A 22,647-nucleotide genomic window follows, 5' to 3' on the forward strand; every position below is an offset into this window, starting at 1 on the left:
ATCTCCGGATGCAGAGCTTGTTGAGGTGTCTAAAGATTTTATTTGGCTTGTGGTACTATTCGTTTGGTTTCAATGTACATTTCACGAACTCCTATAATCACTAAATTAGCTCTGATTTTGTGTTTTGCATTCGTCAAGCCTTATCCTTCTTTCTTTTTTAACATCATTTTGGTATATACTTTTATAGTATATATATTTAAAATATGAAAACTGTATCTCTAAAGATTGACGACTCCATTTTTGGAGAAACTGAAAAAATTCTTGCTCACCTCAAGAAGCCTCGAAATAGGTACATCAATGAAGCGCTTGAATTTTATAATCGATTTCAAAGACGTAAACTTCTGGAGAAAAAGCTTAAAAAGGAATCTGAGATGGTGAAAAATGAATCAATGAGCGTTCTCAAAGAATTTGAAGCAATTGACTATGCAGATTAAGCAGTATGAGTTGTGGATCGCTGATTTAAATCCTCAAATCGGAACAGAGCCTGGAAAAACGAGACCTATCTTGATAATACAGACAAACTTGTTGAACAATATACCTCATCCTTCAACGCTGATTTGCCCAATCACTACAAATATTATCGAAGGTGTGGATATTTTGAGAGTTCACTTAAAAAGTGGAATGGCAACCCTTCATCAGGACTGTGATGTACTAATTGACCAAATTAGGGCGATAGATAATAAGCGATTAATCAAAAAAATTGGAAATCTTCCATCGGATTTAATTGAGCAAGTAAAAGAAAATTTAAAGATTATACTTGACTTGGAATAAAACCAAAATGATATTTCCAGCCTTAGCAAAATTTAATGACCATTGAGAATTGAACATTCTCAATTGACAAGTAATCATTTTTTCCTCAAGTAATTATAAATCCCTCCCACACCGATTATTAGCATAGCTGCTCCAATAGTCCATTGCGAGGGACTGTTCAGAGATTCTTTGGCAGCAAGGAAAGAACTCGCTAGTACACCGGCTGAAAAGGCGATAACCGTGCGGGTAAGCATACCTGGAATACCATAGGCCAGTACTTTCCACAGCTTGATATTCATGGATGCAAAGAGAAAATTGGAAATGGCAAAAGGAACAACAGGGGAGATTCTTACGAAGAATACCAGCGAACCTTCTTTTTCCTTTCTGGATTCTACTGCCTTTCGAAAGCCTGGGTTTTTCTTAAACAGTAGTTCAGTGAAAGCCATATTGGTGATTTTTCCCAAAGAATAACCCAACACAGAAGCCAGCGAATAACCCAAAATCAAAAATGGCAAAGAAACCCATCCATAGTAAAAACCTGAAGCTATGGCAATCAATGTGGTGGGAAGTAGTGCCAAGCCCATCAGCAGAGCTCCAATCACTAAATAAGCAAGGTAGTCCAAGGGTGTGTGGAGAGGATAAGCTTCCAGAAAATCATAATTAGCAGCAAAAATGACACTTCCCAGAATAGGCATTGCGACAACCCAAAGCCATGCAAAAATCCCGGCAGGATGAGTGGCGAAGTAGCTACGGATTGTTTTGAATATGCTGCCCATTTTTGTCATATTTGATTTATCATCTATAGCTTTTCACTGGGAAAGTCTGCAAGTTTAACATGCATGGCCTAAAATCACCCCGAAAATGTCAAAAGGTTTTTTTCTCAAACGCCAAAAAAAATCTAAACTAATTACGAATGAAATTTGGAACAAAAGCCATACATGCCGGAATAGAACCGGATCCAGCCACAGGGGCAATTATGACTCCGATTTACCAGACGAGCACCTACGTGCAAACGTCACCTGGTGACCATAAGGGTTACGAGTATTCGCGCACCCACAATCCCACCCGTACTGCTTTGCAAAATAACTTGGCGGCGCTGGAAAATGGAAAGCATGGCATTTGTTTTTCCTCTGGTCTTGGAGCCATCGATGCGGTGGTCAAGCTTTTCAATCCAGGTGATGAGATCATCAGCACCAATGACTTGTATGGCGGAACTTACCGTCTGTTCACCAAAGTGTACGAACGATATGGGATCAAATTCAAGTTCGTCTCCATGTCAGATGCTGGGGGAATCACTGACCATATTACAGACAAAACCAAAATGATCTGGGTGGAAACGCCTACTAATCCGATGATGAATATCATCGATATCGCAGCGGTGGCAAAGCTAAGTAGTGGAAACAAAATCATACTTGCTGTGGACAATACGTTTGCCTCTCCTTACCTGCAAAACCCGCTCGATCTTGGAGCTGATATCGTGATGCATTCGGTGACCAAATACCTTGGTGGTCACTCCGACGTGGTGATGGGAGCATTAGTGGTAAATGAAGATGAGCTCGCAGAAAAACTGAAATTTATCCAAAATGCCTCTGGTGCGATACCAGGCCCTCAGGATTGTTTCTTGGTTTTGAGAGGAATCAAAACTCTTCATCTCCGTATGGAGCGTCATTCTCAAAATGGCAAAACCATCGCGGCATATCTGAGAAACCACCCAAAAGTAGAAAAGGTCTATTGGCCGGGCTTTGAGGATCACCCAAATCATGAAATTGCGAGGAAGCAGATGCGAGATTATGGAGGAATGATCTCTTTTACTTTGGTAGGAAATAAGGAATCAGATGCTCGAAAAGTAATGGAAAACTTTCATTTGTTTTCTCTTGCTGAATCTCTTGGCGGCGTTGAATCACTTTGCGGACATCCGGCTTCTATGACTCATGCGAGTATCCCAAAGGTAGAGCGTGAGAAAGTAGGATTGGTGGATTCCCTGATCCGATTGAGTGTGGGAGTGGAGGATGCCGAAGATCTGAAGAATGATCTGGCAAGTGCATTGGGAAAGATTTAAGATTTCAGCATTAATATATTTTAGCAGTTCGTGAATTTTTAACCGCGGGCAGCGCGGAGTTTTTTGCGGAGGTCGCAAGAATAGGTCTATTGCCGATCGTGCCGTTGGCACTCTGGTAATTTCCATTTGGCTTTGATACCCCGAATTTCGCTGCGATGTATTCGGGGCTGCTATGAGTTTTGCCGTTGGCAAAAGGTCAAGGCAATAACAGCCATGTTAGCATGTGAATTTCGTTTGTTCTGGAATCATAGATGCCACCGATTTTCCTTATTGGGTAATTATTAATATTCGAAACCTTGCCAACGGCAAGGCCTGTAAAAGCCCAGAATGCAATTCTGGGTTATATGTATGTTTGATATATTTATAGAGTGCCAAAGGCACGATCCGTATTTTTCATCCCTAAATTTCCCAATCTCCGCAAGATTCGGGTTTTGGTATTCTTTGAATCCATTTACTTTTGGATAACCTAGCAGTCAGAACATGAGCCAAAGCCAACCCATAAATTACCAGCGAATAGCCGAAGCGATTGCCTATATACAGGCCAATTTCAAAAGGCAGCCATCCTTAGAGGAAATAGCCGAGCAGGTTCATCTGAGTCCTTTTCATTTCCAGCGCATGTTTAGTGATTGGGCAGGAGTGAGTCCCAAGAAGTTTATGCAATACCTCAGCGTGGAATATGCCAAGCAGCTTTTGCAAGGTAGGGAGGCAACTCTTTTTGAAGCAGCTCAGGAAATAGGACTTTCAGGGACGGGAAGACTTCATGATTTGTTTGTGAAAATAGAGGGAATGACTCCGGGAGAGTTTAAGAATGGAGGGGAAAACCTCCTGATCAATTACAGCTTTGCTGACAGTCCCTTTGGAGAAATCATCGTGGCCTCTACACCAAAGGGCATTTGCCACCTTGCTTTTTTCTCAAATCAATCCGAAGGAGAAGCGACGATGAAAGCTCGCTTTCCAAATGCTTCTTACTATCAATTGGTAGATGAAATCCAGCAGGAAGCTTTGTTTATTTTTCAGCATGATTGGAACAAACTCAATCAGATAAAGTTGCATCTCCATGGCACCGCTTTTCAATTGAAAGTTTGGGAAGCATTATTGAGGATCCCAATGGGTAACCTGACAACCTATGGTAGCATTGCAACAGAGATAGAGAAACCAAAAGCTTCACGAGCTATTGGAACTGCCATCGGAAGTAATCCCGTTGCTTTCTTGATTCCCTGCCATCGAGTGATTCAGTCAAGCGGAACTATTGGAGGCTACATGTGGGGGAATACCAGGAAATCAGCTATTATCGGTTGGGAAGCTGCCCAGCTAAATGGAGAAGGCTAAAACAAAGAAATGGATTTATTTAATCAGGACTCTGTCGAGAAGGAAAACCTTTTACCCAAAGACGGTACAGTGAATTACTTTGGCAAAATTATGCCCATTCCCCAAGCTTTGACTTACCTAGATTATTTATTGAATGAGATTCAGTGGACGAATGATGTGGCGATTATTTTTGGGAAACGAATAGAAACCAAGCGAAAAGTAGCTTGGTATGCAGAGAATGCTTTTGAGTATACCTATTCCAATACCACTAAAACAGCCTTGCCTTGGACAAAAGAATTGCTATCTCTCAAAGTACTAGTAGAAGAGAAAACAGGGGAGACTTTTAATTCCTGTTTGCTTAATCTGTATCACAATGGATCTGAGGGGATGGGCTGGCACAGCGACGCAGAGACGGATATGAAAAAGAATGGTGCCATTGCTTCAGTCAGCTTTGGTGCTGAGCGTAAGTTTGCCTTCAGGCATAAAGTGTCTAAGGAGACAGTTTCACAGGTTTTGGAAAATGGAAGTTTGCTGGTGATGAAAGGAACTACCCAAACACACTGGGTTCATCGACTTCCACCCACAAAGCTCGTTTCGAAGCCAAGGGTTAATTTGACTTTTAGGACGATTGTAAGGTGAATTTGACTTATCTGGTTCAAGACTTCAGTCTGATCTAAAATAAATCTGTCTTCAGACTGCTCGAAATTCTGAAATAAAGGCCTAGGAGCGTAACTTCGGCACGCCCAATGAATTTTTTAATAATATTATTTACTCATAGTTTGTGTCTATGGCACAGACAAGTATTTATTTTCAGCTAGTCCTTGACTCAGTTTTCAAGCCTTCAATACTCGCCATTTTCAAATTTGAAGACTTCCGTATCCTGTCTTTCTTCGATGGATTTACTTTACACCATCCAGTATTTGATAGAAGCTTATTCAATCTTTCACGACTAAGTCAAAATAACCATTTCTCCATTTCTTTCAAATCAACCTAACTCTCTGCTTCCCATTGGATTTACTCTGCCACCCGAATATTCAATGTTGATTCTAAAAGATTAAGAAATTGAGGTCAGCTTAAAAGGTTGCTAGCTGTTTCTATAGTACTTATGCGAACAGCAGCCGTTTACCAGAGCTTGAAAGATCCCGATGACAAAGGTGTGAAATTTTAACAGTGGGATTTGATTAAAAGGGTATTTAGGTGAGCTCGGATGGTGAGTTTTTCAAACCATTTTGGGATTTAAGCAAAATAAAATTTGGCGACTAGTAGGATTGAGGATTTTCTTAAATGAAATTTTTACGAAAAGGACAGAGTAGGATACTTGATCAATTTTTAACCTATATATTATGAAGTGTTTTCAAAAAAATCGCTTCACTTGTCATCTGCTTATTTAGGATAATTTATTTATGCACAGCCGATTATATCTACTGGGAGTAGTGCTTGTTTTGGCGTTATTCTTCTTTCCTTCTTGCGAAAAAGAAGTAGGGTCTGGCACTGAAAATCTTAAAATTCCAGATCAGGTCAGCTATAATTTTCATATTCGCCCGATTCTTTCTGACAACTGCTATGCTTGTCATGGTCCGGATGCGAATAAAAGGGAAGCAGACCTAAGGCTTGACACAGAAGAAGGTGCTTATTCAGCATTAAAAGAGTCCAAAGGTAAATTTGCATTAGTCGCAGGCAATGTCGAAGAATCGGTGCTTTACCATCGAATCACTTCCGATGATCCCGCTATTATGATGCCGCCATCTGAATCCAACTTGAAACTAACCGATCGGGAAATCAAACTGATTGAAAAATGGATTCGACAGGGGGCTGAATATGAGCCGCATTGGGCCTTCGTGCCTCCCAAATCATCCGGACTTCCCAAAATAGAGCAAATATCCTGGCCCATAAACGAAGTTGATTATTTCATTTTAGCCAAACTGGAGGAGTCCGGAATGAAGCCTAATGAGAAATCCGATAAGGAAGCTCTGCTGAAAAGGGCGAGTTTAGATCTTACGGGTCTGCCTCCTACACTAGAAATGATGGATGCATTCCTGGCTGATAATTCTGCCGATGCCTATGAAAAACTAGTGGATCGACTGCTTGCAAGTCCTGCTTATGGAGAAAAGATGGCCGTCTATTGGATGGATATCGCTCGTTTTGCTGATTCTCACGGATTTCAGGATGACAGCTACCGGAGCCAATGGCCTTGGAGAGACTGGGTGATCCATGCCTTCAATGAAAATATGCCCTATGACAAGTTTATTACCTGGCAGTTGGCAGGAGATCTAATACCACAAGCGACTAAGGAACAAATCCTGGCAACCGGATTTAATCGAAACCATAAAATCACCGAAGAAGGAGGTGTTGTGGATGAGGAATATCGGGTAATGTACGTAACTGACCGAACCAATACAGTAAGCAAATCTCTTTTGGGGATCACCATGGAGTGTGCAGGTTGCCACGATCACAAGTACGATCCCATTTCTCAAAAAGAATACTATTCATTTTATTCCTTCTTTAATAACATCAAAGAAAGAGGGATTGAATCTTCTGTAGGAGGTCCTGAAACTTATGCAAAACGTCCCCTGATGCAAATAAGCAATGCTGAGGTGGATTCTATTCTGACTTTTATCAATAAAAAAGATACCCTTGACCTGATTGTTTCCGTGATGGGAGACCTGGATTCCCTTCGGCCCACTTATGTGCTGGAACGTGGGGCTTATGACCAGCCAAGGGATACAGTGACTGTCAAAACCCCTGAAGCAATTCTTTCTTTTGGTCCAAAGTATGAGAAAAACCGACTCGGATTGGCTGATTGGATGTTTAGTAGGGATAATCCTCTTACTTCCAGAGTTTTTGTAAATCAGATTTGGCAGGAAATCTTTGGTAGTGGAATTGTTACTACTCCTGGGGATTTTGGGATGCAAGGGGCTTTGCCCACTCATCCGGAACTTTTGGATTGGTTGTCTGTGGACTTGATGGAAAACAACTGGGATATGAAGCGACTGATCAAATACATCGTTACATCGGCGACGTATCGTCAGTCTGCTGTTATCACCAAAACACAGCTAGAAAAAGATCCCGACAATATATTGCTTGGCCGGGCTCCCCGTCATCGCATTAAAGCAGAATTTGTCCGTGACGTAATCCTGGCGAGCAGTGGCTTGCTCAACCGGGAAATAGGCGGGCCAAGTGTAAAACCTTATCAGCCGGACGGACTTTGGGAAGGTGCAACCTCAGGAAGGGGAATCTTATCGACATACAAACAGGATCACCATGAAAACTTGTACCGTCGTGGATTGTACAATTTCATCAAGCGGACTGTTCCTCCTCCTGCCATGACCATTTTCGATGGCAGCAATCGGGATCAATGCGAGGTGCAAAGACCGATTACGAATACTCCTCTTCAGGCTTTGGTGATGCTCAATGATCCTACTGTTCTGGAAGCAAGTCGGGTTTTGGCAGGAAAATTACTTCAAGAATCCAGCAATTCTGAAACAAACATCCGAAAGGCTTTCCGACTCATAGTTTGTCGAAAACCTACCGAGCAGGAAGTCGCTATTCTCAAAAATTACTATGATGGAAGATTGCAGCTCCTGAAAGAGACAGATGCAATAGAACTGCTGGCAGTGGGAGAATATCCAGCTCCTGAGGGCTTGGACGCTATCCAGGTTGCCTCTCTCATGCAGGTGATTACCACTTTATATAATCTAGAAGAAACCATTTCTAAAACCTGATATGGAAAAAGATATTTTGGAACACCGATTAAACATTAATAGAAGAAGGTTTTTATCACACCTGAGCATGGGAGTGGGGAGTGTCGCGCTCGGTTCCTTATTGATGCCTGACTTATTTAAAGGCACTGGCAGTATGGATGCCGATATGATTCCTGGATTGCGGGACTTTGCTCCCAAAGCCAAACGAGTGATTTACCTCTTCCAAAATGGAGCTCCTTCACAGATTGAGACATTTGATTACAAACCTAAGCTGAAGGAAATGTTTGGGCAGGAGCTTCCTGATTCTGTTCGGGGAGGTCAAAGATTGACTGGGATGACGGCCAATCAGTCTTCATTTCCCCTAGTTGGATCCTTTGTTGATTTCAAGCAGTATGGCCAATCCGGAGCATGGATCAGTGACCTTTTGCCATACACTGCAAAAATTGCCGATGATCTATGCATCGTGCGTTCTATGCATACAGAGGCTATAAACCATGACCCGGCGCTTACCTTTTTCCAGACGGGTGCTCAGCAGGGCAATAGACCTAGTATGGGATCATGGTTGAGTTATGGATTGGGAAGCGAAAACCAAAATTTGCCAGCTTTTACCGTATTGCTTTCCCGAGGAATAGGTAACGGTCAGGGAGTATATTCTAAGCTTTGGACTAATGGCTTTTTGGATTCTGTCCATCAGGGAGTACAATTCAGCAGTGGGGAAGATCCAGTACTTTATCTTAAAGATCCCAAGGGATTGAGCAGGGAGGAAAGAAGGGTGATGTTGGATAATATTTCTGAGCTGAATCATATTTCCCATGAAAAATTAGGTGACCCCGAGATCAACGCCAAAATCCAACAATATGAGATGGCTTACCGAATGCAGACGACAGTACCGGAAATCATGGACCTTAACAAAGAACCTGACTCTGTGATCAAATTGTACGGGCCTGACTGCCTGGTTCCTGGGACTTATGCGGCAAATTGCCTTTTGGCCAGAAAACTCTCTGAAAGCGGGGTCCGCTTTGTCCAACTTTATCACCAAGGATGGGATCAGCATGGCAACTTGCCTTATGAAATTACCCATCAAGCCAAGGATACAGATCAGGCATCAGCTGCATTGGTGACCGATTTGAAACAACGTGGTCTTCTTGATGAGACCTTGGTAATCTGGGGAGGAGAATTTGGAAGGACTAATTACAGCCAGGGAAAATTGGATCCTGCCGATTACGGACGTGATCATCATCCCCGATGCTTTAGTATTTGGATGGCAGGAGGAGGAGTAAAGCCTGGACTGATTTATGGCGAAACAGACGAATTGGGATACAATGTGGCCAAAGATCCTGTACATGTCCATGATTTTCAGGCTACCGTGCTGCACTTGATGGGGCTAGACCATGAAAAACTGATCTATAAACACCTAGGCCGAAGATTCAGATTAACAGATGTTTCCGGTCATGTGGTCAAAGATTTGATTGCGTAGAAAAATTCACCCGTCTATTAACACTAGCCCATTTATGAAGAGCAAGCTCATAGGCATTGCAGAGAGAATTTTATTTGGAGGCAGTATCCTGCTGCTTTTTTTCCTGCTGTTTGAGTCATATATCCATATTCCCCTTTGGATGCAGCCTATAGGGCGGATGCATCCTATTATGCTGCATTTTCCCATTGCATTGATGTTGCTGGCACTTTTGCTTGAGTTTTTCCGCTTTAGGCCAGAATTCCAGTCCCAACCTTTCTTTCAGAATTTTTCCAGATCTCTCCTGCTATTTTCTATCCTGACAGGATTGATCGCTGCCATCATGGGACTGTTTTTGTCTCAGGAGGAAGGGTATTCCGGTCAAATGTTGAATTGGCATAAATGGTCCGGCGCAGGAATGGTTTTCTTAGCTTCCTTGATTTATGCCTTTCGAGATTATCAGTGGTACCGGGAAAAAGTGGCCAAAGTAGGAATAGGAATAACCACACTTTCAATTATTCTGGCAGGACATTTTGGAGCTACTCTCACGCATGGCGAAAACTTTATACTTGAGCCAGTTCTCGCGAACGAAGTAAAGATGGTGCCATTTGAAGAAGCACAGGTTTTTGATCATTTGATACTGCCGGTTTTGGAAAATAAGTGCAATTCCTGTCACAATTCCTCTAAAGCAAAAGGAGAGTTGATCATGACAAGTATAAAAACCTTGCTAAAAGGGGGAGAAAATGGGGTAGTGTTTGTTGGAGGAAAACCTGAAGAAAGTTCACTGTTGACCCGAATCCATTTACCCGAGGACGATGATGATCACATGCCTCCATCCGGAAAACCCCAGTTGACGGAAGAAGAAAAAGCTCTTTTGGTAAAGTGGATTAAATCTAATCTAGAACCAGAGACAATGCTCGTGTCACTTCCTGAGTCGGATGAATTGCGGGTAATTGCAATGGGATTTTTTAATTCACAATCTTCTGAACCGTCGTTTGATTTCTCTGCTGCAGATCCCAAAACGATCCAAGAACTTAACACCTCTTATCGGGCAGTTATTCCTTTTGCCAAGGATTCACCTGCGTTGGACGTGGTGCTTTTCAGCGCGGCAAACTATACTCCGGCCTCCATCGAAGAACTTGTGAAAGTGAGTGAGCAAGTGGTAGCGCTAAACTTGAATAAAATGCCTGTTACAGATCAGGATATGCGGTCCATTTTGCGCTTTGAAAATCTTATTCGGCTAAATCTGAACTTTACAGAAATTACAGGAAATGGGCTTGCTGATTTGGCAAAGCTTAAAAATCTTCGACAGCTTTCTGTTTCGGGAACCAAGGTGGATTTTGTTTCCTTAAAGGTGGCGGCTAAGGATTTCGAAAATTTGCAAACGGTAACTATTTGGGATACTCCCGTGTCGAAGCCTGAATTGGAAACACTCAGAGATGAGTTTAAAAACATCAATTGGGTATCCGGAAGAGAAGACCTGGATGAGGATATTTTGCAATTGAACTTACCCCGACTTTCCAATGTCTCCAATATTTTCAAGGATACCCTTACCTTGGAAATCGGTCACCCTATCCGAGATGTTGAAATCCGTTTTACCCTGGATGGCTCTGAACCGGACAGAGAAAATTCAACCAAGTTTGTTTTCGGTGAAACGGTCCTGAGCGAAGGAAAACTGGTAAAAGCAAGGGCATACAAGGAAGGTTGGGGCAACAGTGAGGTAGCTACTTTTAATGTCTATCAAAACAGAAACCTTCCAGATACCGTGATGCTTTTGAGCAAATTGAGTAGGGTTCACCCTGCGAATGGATCCAAAACTTTCTTTGATACAGAGCAGGGAACTTTCAATGCAAACAGCCCGGCATGGGCGAACAATTGGGCAGGTTTTCGTGGTAATCCTATGGAATTGCTTTTGGAATATGATGAAAAAGTGGAAGTCAGTTCTGTAAGCATGCGCGTATTGGTGGAACCAAGCAATGTTATTTCTCCTCCTGAATCCATTGAAATCTGGGGTGGCGATGATCCAAATTCCTTAAAGCTGATTGGTAAGATGAGACCCAAACAACCCACTAAGGAAGGCGAACCCTACATAGAACTCGTTACCTGTGAGTTTAAAACAATCACGGCAAAGTATATTAAGGTAGTGTCCAAGCCTGTGGAAAAAATAGGAGACTGGAGTGGTCGAAAGGGAGCTGGCGGCCTTTTATTGGTAGATGAGTTGTTTGTGAATTGAGGCGCTAACTGTTTTTATGAGACATTTTTTTTTGGTCAAAGTCACAACTGAAATTGGAAGATTTTTCTCACTAGGGATGCTTCTGGCATTATTCAGTACAATCATATTAGCCAATGCGCAATTGGGTCTTGAAATAACCCTGAAGTATTAAAACTGATTCGGAGTGACGTGAATACAAGATGGATTACGCTGATACCCCGCTCTTTTTAAATTGAAGTCAAAAAAATATGATTTCATTTTGAAATACTTTTTCGCTTTTAAATCTACCTCAGGTTAATAAAGGCGCGTAATTCCATAAAATAATCACCTGCGCATAAACCGACATTTTACCACGCCTGTATTATTCATTCTCTTCCAAGTGAGATAAACCTATTTTTAAACAACTTACGAGAGAATTTAATTAGGAGTATAAATCCATAAACTTTAACCAGGAGGTCAATTGAAAAGAAGAGATTTTATCCACCTTTCCGGAATGGGGCTCGGTGCCCTAGCTACTTCCGGACTTATCATGATGGGGAATCCAGTCTCAGCAGAGCAATTGCTCGTGCCAGGGATTGATGCCGCCGCCAAAAAAGTGCTTGCTGACATCGCCTTAAATTCGGCAAGGTCAATGGGTGCCACGTATACCGATGTCAGAATCGGAAGATACTTAAGGCAAAATGTATTTACCCGCGACAAAAACGTCCAGAACATCTCCAATGGAGAGACTTTTGGAGTTGGAATCCGGGTAATTGCTAATGGTACTTGGGGCTTCTCGTCCACGTCCGATGTTTCACCAGAGGGGATTAAGCAATGTGCTGAAACAGCCGTTGCCATCGCGAAGGCGAATTCCAAACTTCAGAAAGAGCCTGTTGAGCTTGCTCCAGAACCAGGTCACGGAGAAGTGACTTGGAATACCCCGATCAAGAAGGATGCTTTGGAAATTCCGGTAAAGGAGAAAATAGATCTTTTGCTGAATGCAAATAATGCCGCTATAGACAATGGAGCTGCTTTTGTCAATTCCGCGCTGTTTATGATCAATGAGCAGAAGTACTTTGCTTCTACAGATGGCTCATACATCGATCAGGATATTCACAGAATCTGGCCTACGTTCACCGTAACTGCGATAAACAAGGAGTCGGGAGGATTCCGGACCAGACAGGCGCTCAGCGCTCCAATGGGAATGGGATACGAATACATGGATGGCCTTGCTGCCGACAAAATCATGAACCCGGCTGGTTTCAACAGTTACAAAAACACCTACGACATTGTAGAAGATGCCACTAACGCATCCAAGCATGCGCAGGAGAAAATCTCTGCCAAATCAGTGGTTCCTGGCAAATACGATTTGGTACTGGACCCTGATCACCTGGGATTGACTATTCACGAATCTGTAGGGCACCCGCTTGAGTTGGATCGTGTGCTCGGTTATGAGGCGAATTATGCCGGAACTAGCTTCGCGACTTTGGACAAGTGGAAATCCGGTGATTTCAAATACGGTTCTGATAAAGTAAACATCGTCGCTGACAAGACTCAGCCTTTTTCCCTGGGAAATACTGGATATGATGATGAAGGCGTAAAGACCAAAGAATGGGATCTGATCAAAAACGGCGTGCTGGTGAACTATCAGGCTATTCGCGATCAAGTGGCCATTTTGGGAGAGAAAGAATCTCATGGTTGCTGCTTCGCGGATAACTGGAGTTCTGTACAATTCCAGCGCATGCCGAATGTTTCTTTGCGCCCAGGTACGGAGAAATTGGATCCTGCGGAGATGATCAAGAATGTGGAAAAAGGAATCTACATCCTAGGTCGTGGATCTTACTCCATAGATCAGCAGCGTTACAACTTCCAGTTTGGAGGTCAGTTATTCTACGAAATCAAGAATGGCGAAATCGTAGGTATGCTTGAGGATGTGGCTTACCAGTCCAATACTCAGGAATTCTGGAATTCTTGTTCCCAGATTTGTGATAAAGATGACTATCGATTCTTCGGCTCTTTCTTTGATGGAAAAGGGCAGCCTTCGCAGTCCTCAGCAGTTTCACATGGTAGTTCTACCACCCGTTTCGACGGTGTGAATGTGATCAATACGGGAAGAAATATTTAACCTCAATTCAAGAATTATGGCCATTTTGACTAAAGAACAAGCAAAGCAAATTATAGATAAAGTACTTTCTTACGCTAAAGCTGATGAGACTGAAGTGACGGTATCGGGTGGAAGAACCGGAAATATCCGCTATGCAAGAAACTCGGTGAGCACCAGCGGAGAGACTAACGAAATAGGATTGAGTATCACCTCAGTCTATGGTAAAAAATCAGGCTCATCCACGATTAACGAACTTGACGACGAATCTCTCAAAAAGGCTGTGGCCAGAGCTGAAGAAATCGCACAGTTGGCACCGGAGAATCCTGAATATATGCCAATGCTAGGCCCACAAGAATATGTGGAAAGCAAGACTTTCGTGAGCTCTACCGATCAAATCGATCCAGACAAGCGCGCACAAATCGCAGCTGACAGTATTGGGCCAAGCAGTGAGAAGAATCTTGTTTCGGCAGGTTACCTAGAGGACTTCTCGGGTTTTGTGGCTCAGGGGAACAGCAAAGGCCTTTTTGGCTACAATAAAAGAACCTCAGTGGATTTCTCCATCACCGTGAGAACGGAGGATGGAACAGGATCAGGCTATGCCATCCGGGACTTCAATGACGTGAATCTCTTGAACTCCAAAGATGTCACAAGCATTGCCATGCAGAAAGCACAAGCATCACAAAATGCCCAAGCGATAGAGCCCGGCAAATACACAGTAATTCTTGAGCCGACAGCAGCCGGAGATTTGATGGGATTATTGACCAGAAGTCTTGATGCAAGAAGCGCTGACGAGGGCAGGAGTTTCCTTAGTAAAAAAGGTGGAGGAACTCGCCTGGGTGAAAAGCTATTTGATGAGCGTGTCAACATCTACTCCGATCCATTAAGTCCGCAGATCCCGGGTTCACCATGGGATGAAGAAGGATATCCTCAGAAACCTATGAAGTGGGTTGAAAATGGAGCTGTGACAAACATGTTCTATTCTCGCTACTGGGCGGAGAAGCAAGGCGTACAGCCTACAGGAAGACCTAGCGGGATAATAATTGAAGGAGGGAATCAGTCGATCGCCGACATGGTGAAAAACACTAAAAGGGGGGTTCTTGTTACTCGATTCTGGTATATCAGAGCGGTAGACCCTCAAACCTTGCTCTTCACAGGCTTGACTCGTGACGGTACTTTCTTCATAGAAAATGGCCAGATCAAATTCCCTGTGAAGAATTTCCGTTTCAACGAAAGTCCAATCATCATGCTGAACAATATCGAAGCACTTGGACAGCAGCAGCGAGTAGGTGGTGATTTGATACCTGCGATGAAAATCCGGGACTTTACCTTCACCAGTTTATCTGACGCCGTTTAATTCAGTATTCAGTGGGCAGTATTCAGTGGGCAGTCCCTGACAGCTATCGGAGTCAGTGAGCAGTAATCAGTGGGGCAGTGAGCAGTATCAGTAGTAGACTTGAGGGAGTGTGTTTACTGAATGAGATTATCTTCGATCTCCACTCTTGTTTTCTGCACTATGGAAATCTCCGCCCGCTGCCTAATGGGACTTCCATCTTGTCAGTGTTTACTGCTCACTGTTTACTGGGACTGCCTACTGGGACTGCCTACTGAATACTGCGACTGCTAACTGCTAACTGAAAACTACAATGCAAGCCTTCTTTTTTACCAGAATAAAATACAATTCGGGCAATTGGGATACAGATCAGCGTATGCCGATCAACTTGCTCAACTCTCTGGTAGAGTACACCACCATTCCAGTGGATGAGAAGGAGAAAATAGTAGAGCTGAGCAGCATGGAGATTTTCAAAAGTCCCTTTTGTTATATCAGCGGACATAAGTTGGTGGAGTTCTCCTCCGAAGAGCGGCAGAACTTCAAGACTTATGTAGAAAACGGAGGCTTCGTATTTGCCGATGATTGCAATCATGACATCGATGGGCTTTTCGCAAAATCTTTTGAAGCCGAGATGTCCAAGACTTTTGGAGAAGATGCGCTCCAGAAAATTCCCAATAACCACCCAATATATTCCTCCTTCTTTGAATTTGAAGATGGCCCACCAGCTACCTCATTTGAGCTCAATGGCTGGGGAGATGACCTTGTTCATGATTACTTGAAAGCAATTACAGTAAATGGCAGGATAGGAGTTCTTTATAGCAATAAAGATTATGGCTGCGAATGGGATTATGACTTTAGAAACAAGCGCTTCTTAAAGGTTGATAATACCAAGTTTGGAGTCAACATAGTGGTTTATGCATTAACACAATGATTTTGGAAAACACAGATTTAACAGCATATAAAGAGCTGGTGGGAAAAATCCCTCAGCTCAAAAAAGAGATAGCAAAAGTCATCGTCGGTCAGGAATCTGTGATCGAAGAAATCATCATTACGCTTTTAGCAGGAGGCCACTGTCTTTTGGAAGGTGTGCCTGGCTTGGCAAAGACACTAATGGTAAATTCCCTTTCTCAGGGAATGGACTTGAATTTCAAAAGGATTCAATTTACCCCAGATTTGATGCCTGGGGATATTTTAGGTACTGAGATTTTGGAAGAAGACCATGAGACAGGCAAGAAGTTCTTCCAGTTCAACCGAGGGCCAATTTTCGCCAATATGGTCTTGGCGGATGAGATCAATCGAACTCCTCCGAAAACTCAGGCTGCTTTGCTAGAAGCGATGCAGGAGAAAGTAGTGACCTACGGTGGACAGCAGCATCCGCTTCCAGTTCCCTTTTTGATTATTGCTACCCAAAATCCTATAGAACAATCAGGCACCTATCCGTTGCCAGAAGCACAGCTTGATCGCTTTCTTTTGTACATCAAATTAGGTTATCCATCCGAGCAGGAGGAATTGAATGTCTTGGAAAGGACAACTGGAACTTATAATGGCAAGCCTGAGGTGGTCTTCACTGGACGGGATATTCAAAACTTGCAAAAGCTTACAAGGGAAGTGCATATTGATTCACATCTGCTCGTTTACATCAATAAGTTGATTCGAGCTACACGTCCTGGTAATTCAGAAGTTCAATCAGTTATAGATTACGTAGAGTGGGGAGCAGGTACACGTGCTGGACAGGCATTGATTCTTTGTGCCAAAGCCAGGGCTCTGGTGAAAGGGCGCTATGCAGTTACGCCGGAGGATATCAAAACGCTGGCTTTTCCAGTGCTGAGACATAGACTTTCCTTGCATTTCCGTGCTGAGGCTGAGAATATACTGCCGGACGCTGTCATTACCAAAATCCTCGAAGCGCTACCAATCCATGCAAGCAAGTAATCTGGAAATCATCAAACTCAACAACTTGAAGCTGGCCGCTAAAATCATCAGTGAACAGCTCAAGAATGGTGTGCACCTCGGTAAACGGGTGGGCATGGGTTCTGAGTTTGAACAGTACAGGTATTATGAGCCCGGAGATGATCCTAAGCGCATTGATTGGAAGTACTTTTCACGGTCAGGGAAGTACATGATCAAAGAATCACAAACAGAAAGCCATTTGCATATCCGTATGATGCTGGATCTGTCAGGATCGATGAACTATGAGGAAGATGGAATCAAGCGCTTAGACTATGCTAAAAACCTGATTGCATCGCTTTCTTACCTAGCACATCAGCAAGGAGATTCGTTGAGCTATTTTACCTGCCAGGATGGAAGTGTGGAGCAGAAGGTCGCAGCATCACCAAAGGCATTTCAACGTATTCTATATTATTTGCAGGAGGAAAAAGCTTCTGGCACTTGGCCTGTTGCGAAGCAGGATTTTCCGGTTTTGAAAAGCAAGCAGAAGGAATTGATTATTCTGGTTTCTGATTTTTTGCAAAAAGATAACGAGTGGTTGGATATCGTGGAGCAGATGAGACATCCAAAGAAAGAGATTGTGCTATTCCAGATATTGGGAAAACAGGAAGAAAAATTTGATCTAAAGGGGAATTTCAATTTTCATGATTTGGAGTCAGATCGCTCGATTATTTTAGATGGAAAGGCCATAGAAAAAACCTATAATGATTCTATAAAGGCTTATTTATCAGATTTCAAACAATCATTACTTCTACCTCAAGTTCATTTGTTTCAAGTCCGTTTGACAGATTCTATTTCCAGTGCAATCAGTAAGTTTCTCGCAGAAAGATCCTTATCCTGATGCAGTTTCTTCAGCCCATATTGCTTTGGGGTTTGCTGGGAATCAGCATTCCAATCTTGATTCATCTTTGGCAAGGTAAAAAAGGTCAGGTGATCCATTGGGCGGCTATGCATTGGCTTACTACTCAGGAAAGTTCAGTTGCAAAAGGCTTGCGACTAGAGAATGTATTAGTGCTTTTACTCCGAATTCTACTGCTTGTCTTGCTGGTCTTATTACTAAGTCAGGTTTATATTTCTAAGCTCAGCAAGGTCGCCGAGGAACGAATTATCCACTTGGTTCAGCCAAACAGGCAAACCATACAAGAGTATAAGTTTGAGCTTCAGCAAGCCTTCGAAAAGGGAGAAGAAGTGTACTGGGCAGATGAAAATCTTACGTCAATTGAAAGCTTAGATGATTTAAAGTCAGATGGAAAGCCTAGTGATATTCAAGCTTCACTTGACAAAAGTCCAAGCAATACTACGATGCTCAATCTTTATTTGAGTAATTCTCAAAATGCCTTGAAAACTGAGTTTTACCTGAGTCCACTCAAGCCAAATTTCTTTTTGGAAAGTGCTGACTTTGCAAAGTCGCAGAATCAGTTGATCTCAATAGAAGGAGGAAAAGAGCTTGTAGTGAATGAAAGAGGCTTGCTGGATTCTATCTCAGATGGTACAGAAGCGGTAGTTTCTGTCGATTTGAACAGAGACCATTTCGCTTACTTTTTGGGTGAAATATCAGATTCAGAAAGCGTATTCATTAAGGCATCACTTGAAGCGATCACGGATGTTTACGGGTTTAACTTCGTGGAAAAGGAACAAATTGAGGAAGCAAAACTGATTTTTGATAAGCAGCTTCCAGCTAAAAATGGTACCGATAAACTTTACTTTATCTCAGATCATTTCTCTTTTTCGGAGCAATCCAATTTGGTTTCCTTTTCCGAGCAATTGGACTTCGAGCATTCTGATTTGGTGCAGACAGGTAAGCTACCGGAAGTGATTTTAGAACGTTTTCTGGCGTTTTCTGGAGTTGAGAAACTAGATGTGCGGATAAGTCAATCTCAACTTGAGAGGAGATTTTTAGTAGAAAACCATAATGGGCAAAACAAGAAGGCTAATCTCAATTTGCTGTTATTAGGGCTTTTTGCACTGTGCCTGGCTGTGGAGCGATACTTAGCAAATCGTCAAGGAATATGAGCAAGATCGAACGCTATATCGCCAAAATCGAGATGCAATTGCACGTGCAAGCTGGCTTGAAAGCTGTGCTTGCAGGCTTTGCATTAGCTGTGTTTTCGAAGATTTTCACATCTTCTATACTCGCTTTCAGTTTGGTTGCTTTAACTGGTTTTGTGGCTGCTGGATACTTTTTGGGTTTGCTCCAGAGTAAGCGAATTAAAGCCATTCAGGCAATGCATCAGCGATTTTCAGATTTGGAATTCAGCTTGGAACTGCTTGATAAGCCCACCAAAAATGTAGCTGAACAGCTGCAATGGGAACGAGTGAATGCAAGCTTCCAAGGTGGGAATATTCAGCTTTGGTACAAGAGAATTGGACCTTTCTTAATTTCCTTAGGTATAGTGTTGGGAGTTTATGGACTGTCTCTTCTAAGTATTGCTGAGGAAAAATCACCAACCGTTCAGGCTAAACTGGATGACAAATCAGAAGCAATTACTGTAGCTAATCTGCCAATTGAAATGATTTCAGCAGCGGTAAATATCGTTCCTCCATCCTATACTGACCTACCAAAAGTAAACCAATCAGGACTTGAGGTAAAGGCTATAAAAGGTTCTGATATAGAATGGATTATTTCACTTTCGAATTCTCAGGATATTGAGTTAGAATTGATCAATTCCAACGGGGATGGATTGGAATTCACACGACAGCAAGGTCGCTTCGTTCTTCGTGATCGAGTGCGAAGTTCGGGGATTTACGCGCTTCGCGGCAGAAAGAACAGTACCCTTGTTTTTGATTCAGATTATTTCCCACTGGAAGCGGTCCAGGATTTGGCTCCCGTGATCCAGCCAGCAGATAAGGAATTGTATAGGTATCATTTCACCAATGATCCTAAAATCATGAATGTGAAAGCAAAAGTTTCCGATGACTTCAAAGTTCGAGAAGTATTTTTAGTGGCTACTTTGGCTCGTGGATCTGGGGAAAATGTAAAGTTTCGGGAGAATAGAATTCCTGTTCCCAGGCAAAATTTTAAGTCTGAAGAGTTGAGTGTAAAGTTAGATTTGAATGCGTTGGATTTTAAACAGGGCGATGAACTCTATTACTATTGGGCAGCTATTGACAACAAAGCACCCGAGCCTAATTTTTCACGAAGTGACACCTATTTCATCAATTATGTAGATTCTACAGGAATGACTGAGGAGGAGTTGATTGGTATGGCTATTCACGTGATGCCAGACTACTTCCGTAGTCAGCGACAAATCATCATTGATACCCAACAGCTTTTGGCAGACAGAAAGAACCTTACTGAGCGTGAGTTTAATGTCACTTCCAACGAAATAGGTTACGATCAAAAGATGCTAAGATTGCGTTACGGCCAATATTTGGGTGAGGAGTTTGAAGAAAGTGCCGGTGGAGGACAGATCGATGCTGAGAATAGCGATAATCTGCTGGAAGGCTACGAGCACAGGCATGATGAAGAGAATGAAGCGGGAATTACGGCTAACGTCCTGTTGCCCACTCTGCCACAGGAAACCCATCCTGAAACCCATAGTACAGAAGATGATAGTGGGTTAGGGGGGCTTTTGGATTCCTACCTGCACAATCATGAGGATGTGGAAACCAATACCTATTTCGAAGAATCCACCAAAAGCACGCTGAAGCTGGCGCTAGAACAAATGTGGCAATCTGAGCTGCATTTGAGACTTTTTGAGCCAGATCAGGCACTGCCTTACGAGGAAAAAGCATTGGAATATCTGAAAACTGTCCAGCAAAAATCGAGGGTATATGTGAAGAGAACGGGTTTTGATCCCCCACCGCTCAAGCAGGAGGAGAAGCGATTGACGGGTGATTTGGATGATTTGAAAAACCAACTTGAAAAAGAGCAGATAGCATTGGCTGAACGTCTGTCACCTCTTACCGCACAGGTTCTGGGAATGCTCCCAAAGCCGCAACTTTCGGCTACGGACAAAGCTACTGTGCAGAAATTCGGCGAACTCTGGACTGCTCGTATGAATTATTCCGGGTTGGAGGATTGGTCAGTCCTGCTACAGCTTCAGGACTTAAATGCTGGGAAAATCACTGAAGAAGGGAAGAAGGTATTGTTTCAAAAACTATATCCTTTGATAGCCCAAAGTAAGGGTGTAAACGCATCTTTTCTCAAACAAAAAGAATTAGAAAAAGCCTTTTGGAGCAAATTGCAATGATTCAATTCGAACCTTTGATTTCCTCGGTATGGGCTTGGCTATTTGCTGCGGCCATTGTAGTTATATTGGGATTTCAGCTATTCTGGATTCAAAAGTCGAATCTGAAAGTGACTAGAAAAGCAATTAGAATTGTATTGAACGCACTTTTATCGCTCGTCTTTATTGGGTATGTTTTTCAACCAGTATGGAAGTCAACGAAGCCTGAACAAGCTATTTTACTTTATTCGTCGAGTTCAGAAAAGAGTAAAGTTAGGTTTTGGAAGGATAGTCTGAATGTGATAAAAGCTCGTGATATCACTAAATATAAGGGAGAAGGTAATCCTGTGTATTTGCTTGGATCAGACTTTTCCAGAGTTGAATTGTTGAAAATCGGAAACAAGAATATTCAATGGATTTCTGAGCCTGAACCTGGTTCAATTTCTTTTCTGGAGTGGAAAGGAATTCTTCGTCATAGTGAAAAACAGGTTTTAAAAGGAAGGATAGGCACTCAGGATTCTCTGAGGATTTCTCTTTCTCAGCAAGGCGAAATAATTGCAGAAACGGAGCTATTGCCAGATTCAGGCGCTTTCGAACTTGAATTTCCTGCGAGTGTAATTGGGAGAAATGAGCTCGATTTGATGGTGAACGATAGCTTGTATGGCAGTGTCAACTTTTTTGTGACTACCCCAAAGCCTATTCGATACAGCCTGCAGTTTGCTTTCCCAGATCCTGAAATACGATTTTTGAGTCAGTATCTTCTCACTTCAGGAGAAACGGTTAGTGAGCAAATTGATATCTCAAAAAATGCTAGTATTCTATCTGGAAGCTCAGAGTCAGACTCGCTTCAGTTTCTGATAATTGATCCAGCTCAGCTTTCCAAAAAATCAATCCAAGACGCACTAGAAGAAGGAGCTTCAGTTTTGGTAATCAACCTGAATGAAGTTGGAAATGACATCTCTGTGATAAATGAAACTCTTGGAACTAGCTTCAAGACTAAGCGGACAACTAGCGAAGATCGTAGGGAGATTGAAGTTGATTTGCAAGGCGAGCCATATGAGTTTGAAAGCGTGGTTGCCCAAAAGTTACTATTCGAGAATGCCTTGGCAGTCCAGCAAGTTGGGTATGCAAAGGTGGGTGTAAGTCTCTTAGGAAAGACTTTCCCAATCAGATTAGCTGGTGACAGTCTTCGTTATCAAACGATTTGGCAGAAAATCCTAGGTGCAATGCTCCCGCAGGAATCAGCTGCCGCTCACCTTAATCAGCCTATTTTCAGTGGAATGAAAGTGGAGTTTCAAGTCAATCAGCAGGAATTCCGAGAAGACTTTGTATCTATTGAATCTGATTCAGTCTTTCTTCAGCAATCTCTTGTAAACCCATTTTCTAAAACAGGAAGTTTTGTTAGCCTGCATTCAGGATGGGTTTCGATTGGAGATAGTTTAGAGATCTATACATACTCGGCTAATGATTGGCCTAGTCTGAAAGCTGCCAAGTTGAGAGCAGATTTCCTGACTGAGCATTCGGGTAAAGTGAGCCTTTCCCAGGTTTTCGCAACGGAAAGGAAGGTTTCAGACTGGATTTGGATGGGCTTGTTTTTGGTGATGTTGACGATGATTTGGATGGAACCTAAGACCT

Annotated in this window: 17 protein-coding genes; 16 read left to right on the forward strand and 1 reads right to left on the reverse strand. The window is 42.7% G+C overall.

The window, feature by feature from the left end; translation table 11 throughout:
- Window positions 1–203 precede the first annotated feature (203 nt).
- Window positions 204–434 carry a hypothetical protein gene (locus BVH04_RS15340; RefSeq protein WP_086542347.1) on the forward strand — a complete coding sequence of 77 codons (231 nt, stop codon included), beginning with the start codon at window positions 204–206 and terminating at the stop codon, window positions 432–434.
- On the forward strand, window positions 424–771 hold the full coding sequence (locus tag BVH04_RS15345; RefSeq protein ID WP_086542348.1) for a type II toxin-antitoxin system PemK/MazF family toxin: 348 nt from the start codon (window positions 424–426) through the stop codon (window positions 769–771). Before BVH04_RS15340 ends, BVH04_RS15345 begins: the two co-directional genes overlap by 11 nt.
- Window positions 772–845: 74 nt before the next feature.
- On the opposite strand, the gene BVH04_RS15350 is transcribed toward BVH04_RS15345, so the two are convergent.
- On the reverse strand, window positions 846–1,526 hold the full coding sequence (locus tag BVH04_RS15350; protein WP_169714446.1) for a VTT domain-containing protein: 681 nt from the start codon (window positions 1,524–1,526) through the stop codon (window positions 846–848).
- A gap of 137 nt (window positions 1,527–1,663) precedes the next feature.
- Between BVH04_RS15350 and BVH04_RS15355 the strand changes: the two genes are divergently transcribed.
- The 14 genes from BVH04_RS15355 to BVH04_RS15425 form a co-directional block, all read left to right on the forward strand.
- Window positions 1,664–2,809, forward strand: coding sequence for a cystathionine gamma-synthase (locus tag BVH04_RS15355; RefSeq protein WP_086542350.1), 1,146 nt, complete (start codon window positions 1,664–1,666; stop codon window positions 2,807–2,809).
- 480 nt (window positions 2,810–3,289) lie between these two features.
- Window positions 3,290–4,138 (forward strand): methylated-DNA--[protein]-cysteine S-methyltransferase, encoded by an 849-nt coding sequence (locus BVH04_RS15360; protein ID WP_086542351.1) that lies wholly within the window; start codon window positions 3,290–3,292, stop codon window positions 4,136–4,138.
- Between the two features lie 9 nt (window positions 4,139–4,147).
- Window positions 4,148–4,756 (forward strand): alpha-ketoglutarate-dependent dioxygenase AlkB family protein, encoded by a 609-nt coding sequence (locus BVH04_RS15365; protein WP_086542352.1) that lies wholly within the window; start codon window positions 4,148–4,150, stop codon window positions 4,754–4,756.
- A gap of 764 nt (window positions 4,757–5,520) precedes the next feature.
- Entirely contained in the window at window positions 5,521–7,839 is a 2,319-nt protein-coding gene (locus BVH04_RS15375) for a PSD1 and planctomycete cytochrome C domain-containing protein (protein ID WP_086542354.1), read from the forward strand.
- Window position 7,840: 1 nt separating this feature from the next.
- On the forward strand, window positions 7,841–9,295 hold the full coding sequence (locus tag BVH04_RS15380) for a DUF1501 domain-containing protein (RefSeq protein ID WP_086542355.1): 1,455 nt from the start codon (window positions 7,841–7,843) through the stop codon (window positions 9,293–9,295).
- Between the two features lie 34 nt (window positions 9,296–9,329).
- Complete coding sequence (locus BVH04_RS15385) at window positions 9,330–11,504, forward strand: c-type cytochrome domain-containing protein (RefSeq protein WP_086542356.1); 2,175 nt, start codon at window positions 9,330–9,332, stop codon at window positions 11,502–11,504.
- 439 nt (window positions 11,505–11,943) lie between these two features.
- Window positions 11,944–13,587, forward strand: a complete 1,644-nt coding sequence (locus BVH04_RS15390) for a TldD/PmbA family protein (RefSeq protein WP_086542357.1) — start codon at window positions 11,944–11,946, stop codon at window positions 13,585–13,587.
- Window positions 13,588–13,603: 16 nt separating this feature from the next.
- On the forward strand, window positions 13,604–14,920 hold the full coding sequence (locus tag BVH04_RS15395) for a TldD/PmbA family protein (RefSeq protein ID WP_086542358.1): 1,317 nt from the start codon (window positions 13,604–13,606) through the stop codon (window positions 14,918–14,920).
- 289 nt (window positions 14,921–15,209) lie between these two features.
- Window positions 15,210–15,827, forward strand: coding sequence for a DUF4159 domain-containing protein (locus tag BVH04_RS15400; protein WP_086542359.1), 618 nt, complete (start codon window positions 15,210–15,212; stop codon window positions 15,825–15,827).
- Between the two features lie 2 nt (window positions 15,828–15,829).
- A complete protein-coding gene (locus tag BVH04_RS15405; protein ID WP_086542369.1) occupies window positions 15,830–16,828 on the forward strand; it encodes an AAA family ATPase in 999 nt (332 codons plus the stop codon).
- On the forward strand, window positions 16,815–17,684 hold the full coding sequence (locus BVH04_RS15410) for a DUF58 domain-containing protein (RefSeq protein ID WP_086542360.1): 870 nt from the start codon (window positions 16,815–16,817) through the stop codon (window positions 17,682–17,684). The genes BVH04_RS15405 and BVH04_RS15410 overlap by 14 nt, the downstream gene beginning before the upstream one ends.
- The gene (locus tag BVH04_RS15415; protein ID WP_086542361.1) at window positions 17,684–18,856 is read left to right on the forward strand and encodes a BatA domain-containing protein; all 1,173 of its coding nucleotides are present in this window, start codon (window positions 17,684–17,686) and stop codon (window positions 18,854–18,856) included. The genes BVH04_RS15410 and BVH04_RS15415 overlap by 1 nt, the downstream gene beginning before the upstream one ends.
- A complete protein-coding gene (locus BVH04_RS15420; protein WP_086542362.1) occupies window positions 18,853–21,036 on the forward strand; it encodes a hypothetical protein in 2,184 nt (727 codons plus the stop codon). Before BVH04_RS15415 ends, BVH04_RS15420 begins: the two co-directional genes overlap by 4 nt.
- Window positions 21,033–22,647, forward strand: a 1,615-nt coding sequence (locus BVH04_RS15425; RefSeq protein WP_086542363.1) for a hypothetical protein, incomplete at its 3' end; no start/stop codon positions are given. The genes BVH04_RS15420 and BVH04_RS15425, both read left to right, overlap by 4 nt.

The sequence above is a fragment of the Algoriphagus antarcticus genome (assembly GCF_002150685.1).
Lineage (GTDB): Bacteria > Bacteroidota > Bacteroidia > Cytophagales > Cyclobacteriaceae > Algoriphagus > Algoriphagus antarcticus.

Excerpts from the sequence above, each read along its gene's own strand:
- BVH04_RS15340 (WP_086542347.1), top strand. The coding sequence starts at position 204 with ATGAAAACTGTATCTCTAAAGATTGACGACTCCATTTTTGGAGAAACT.
- BVH04_RS15345 (WP_086542348.1), top strand. The coding sequence starts at position 424 with ATGCAGATTAAGCAGTATGAGTTGTGGATCGCTGATTTAAATCCTCAA.
- BVH04_RS15350 (WP_169714446.1), bottom strand. The coding sequence starts at position 1,526 with ATGGGCAGCATATTCAAAACAATCCGTAGCTACTTCGCCACTCATCCT.
- BVH04_RS15355 (WP_086542350.1), top strand. The coding sequence starts at position 1,664 with ATGAAATTTGGAACAAAAGCCATACATGCCGGAATAGAACCGGATCCA.
- BVH04_RS15360 (WP_086542351.1), top strand. The coding sequence starts at position 3,290 with ATGAGCCAAAGCCAACCCATAAATTACCAGCGAATAGCCGAAGCGATT.
- BVH04_RS15365 (WP_086542352.1), top strand. The coding sequence starts at position 4,148 with ATGGATTTATTTAATCAGGACTCTGTCGAGAAGGAAAACCTTTTACCC.
- BVH04_RS15375 (WP_086542354.1), top strand. The coding sequence starts at position 5,521 with ATGCACAGCCGATTATATCTACTGGGAGTAGTGCTTGTTTTGGCGTTA.
- BVH04_RS15380 (WP_086542355.1), top strand. The coding sequence starts at position 7,841 with ATGGAAAAAGATATTTTGGAACACCGATTAAACATTAATAGAAGAAGG.
- BVH04_RS15385 (WP_086542356.1), top strand. The coding sequence starts at position 9,330 with ATGAAGAGCAAGCTCATAGGCATTGCAGAGAGAATTTTATTTGGAGGC.
- BVH04_RS15395 (WP_086542358.1), top strand. The coding sequence starts at position 13,604 with ATGGCCATTTTGACTAAAGAACAAGCAAAGCAAATTATAGATAAAGTA.
- BVH04_RS15400 (WP_086542359.1), top strand. The coding sequence starts at position 15,210 with ATGCAAGCCTTCTTTTTTACCAGAATAAAATACAATTCGGGCAATTGG.
- BVH04_RS15410 (WP_086542360.1), top strand. The coding sequence starts at position 16,815 with ATGCAAGCAAGTAATCTGGAAATCATCAAACTCAACAACTTGAAGCTG.
- BVH04_RS15415 (WP_086542361.1), top strand. The coding sequence starts at position 17,684 with ATGCAGTTTCTTCAGCCCATATTGCTTTGGGGTTTGCTGGGAATCAGC.
- BVH04_RS15420 (WP_086542362.1), top strand. The coding sequence starts at position 18,853 with ATGAGCAAGATCGAACGCTATATCGCCAAAATCGAGATGCAATTGCAC.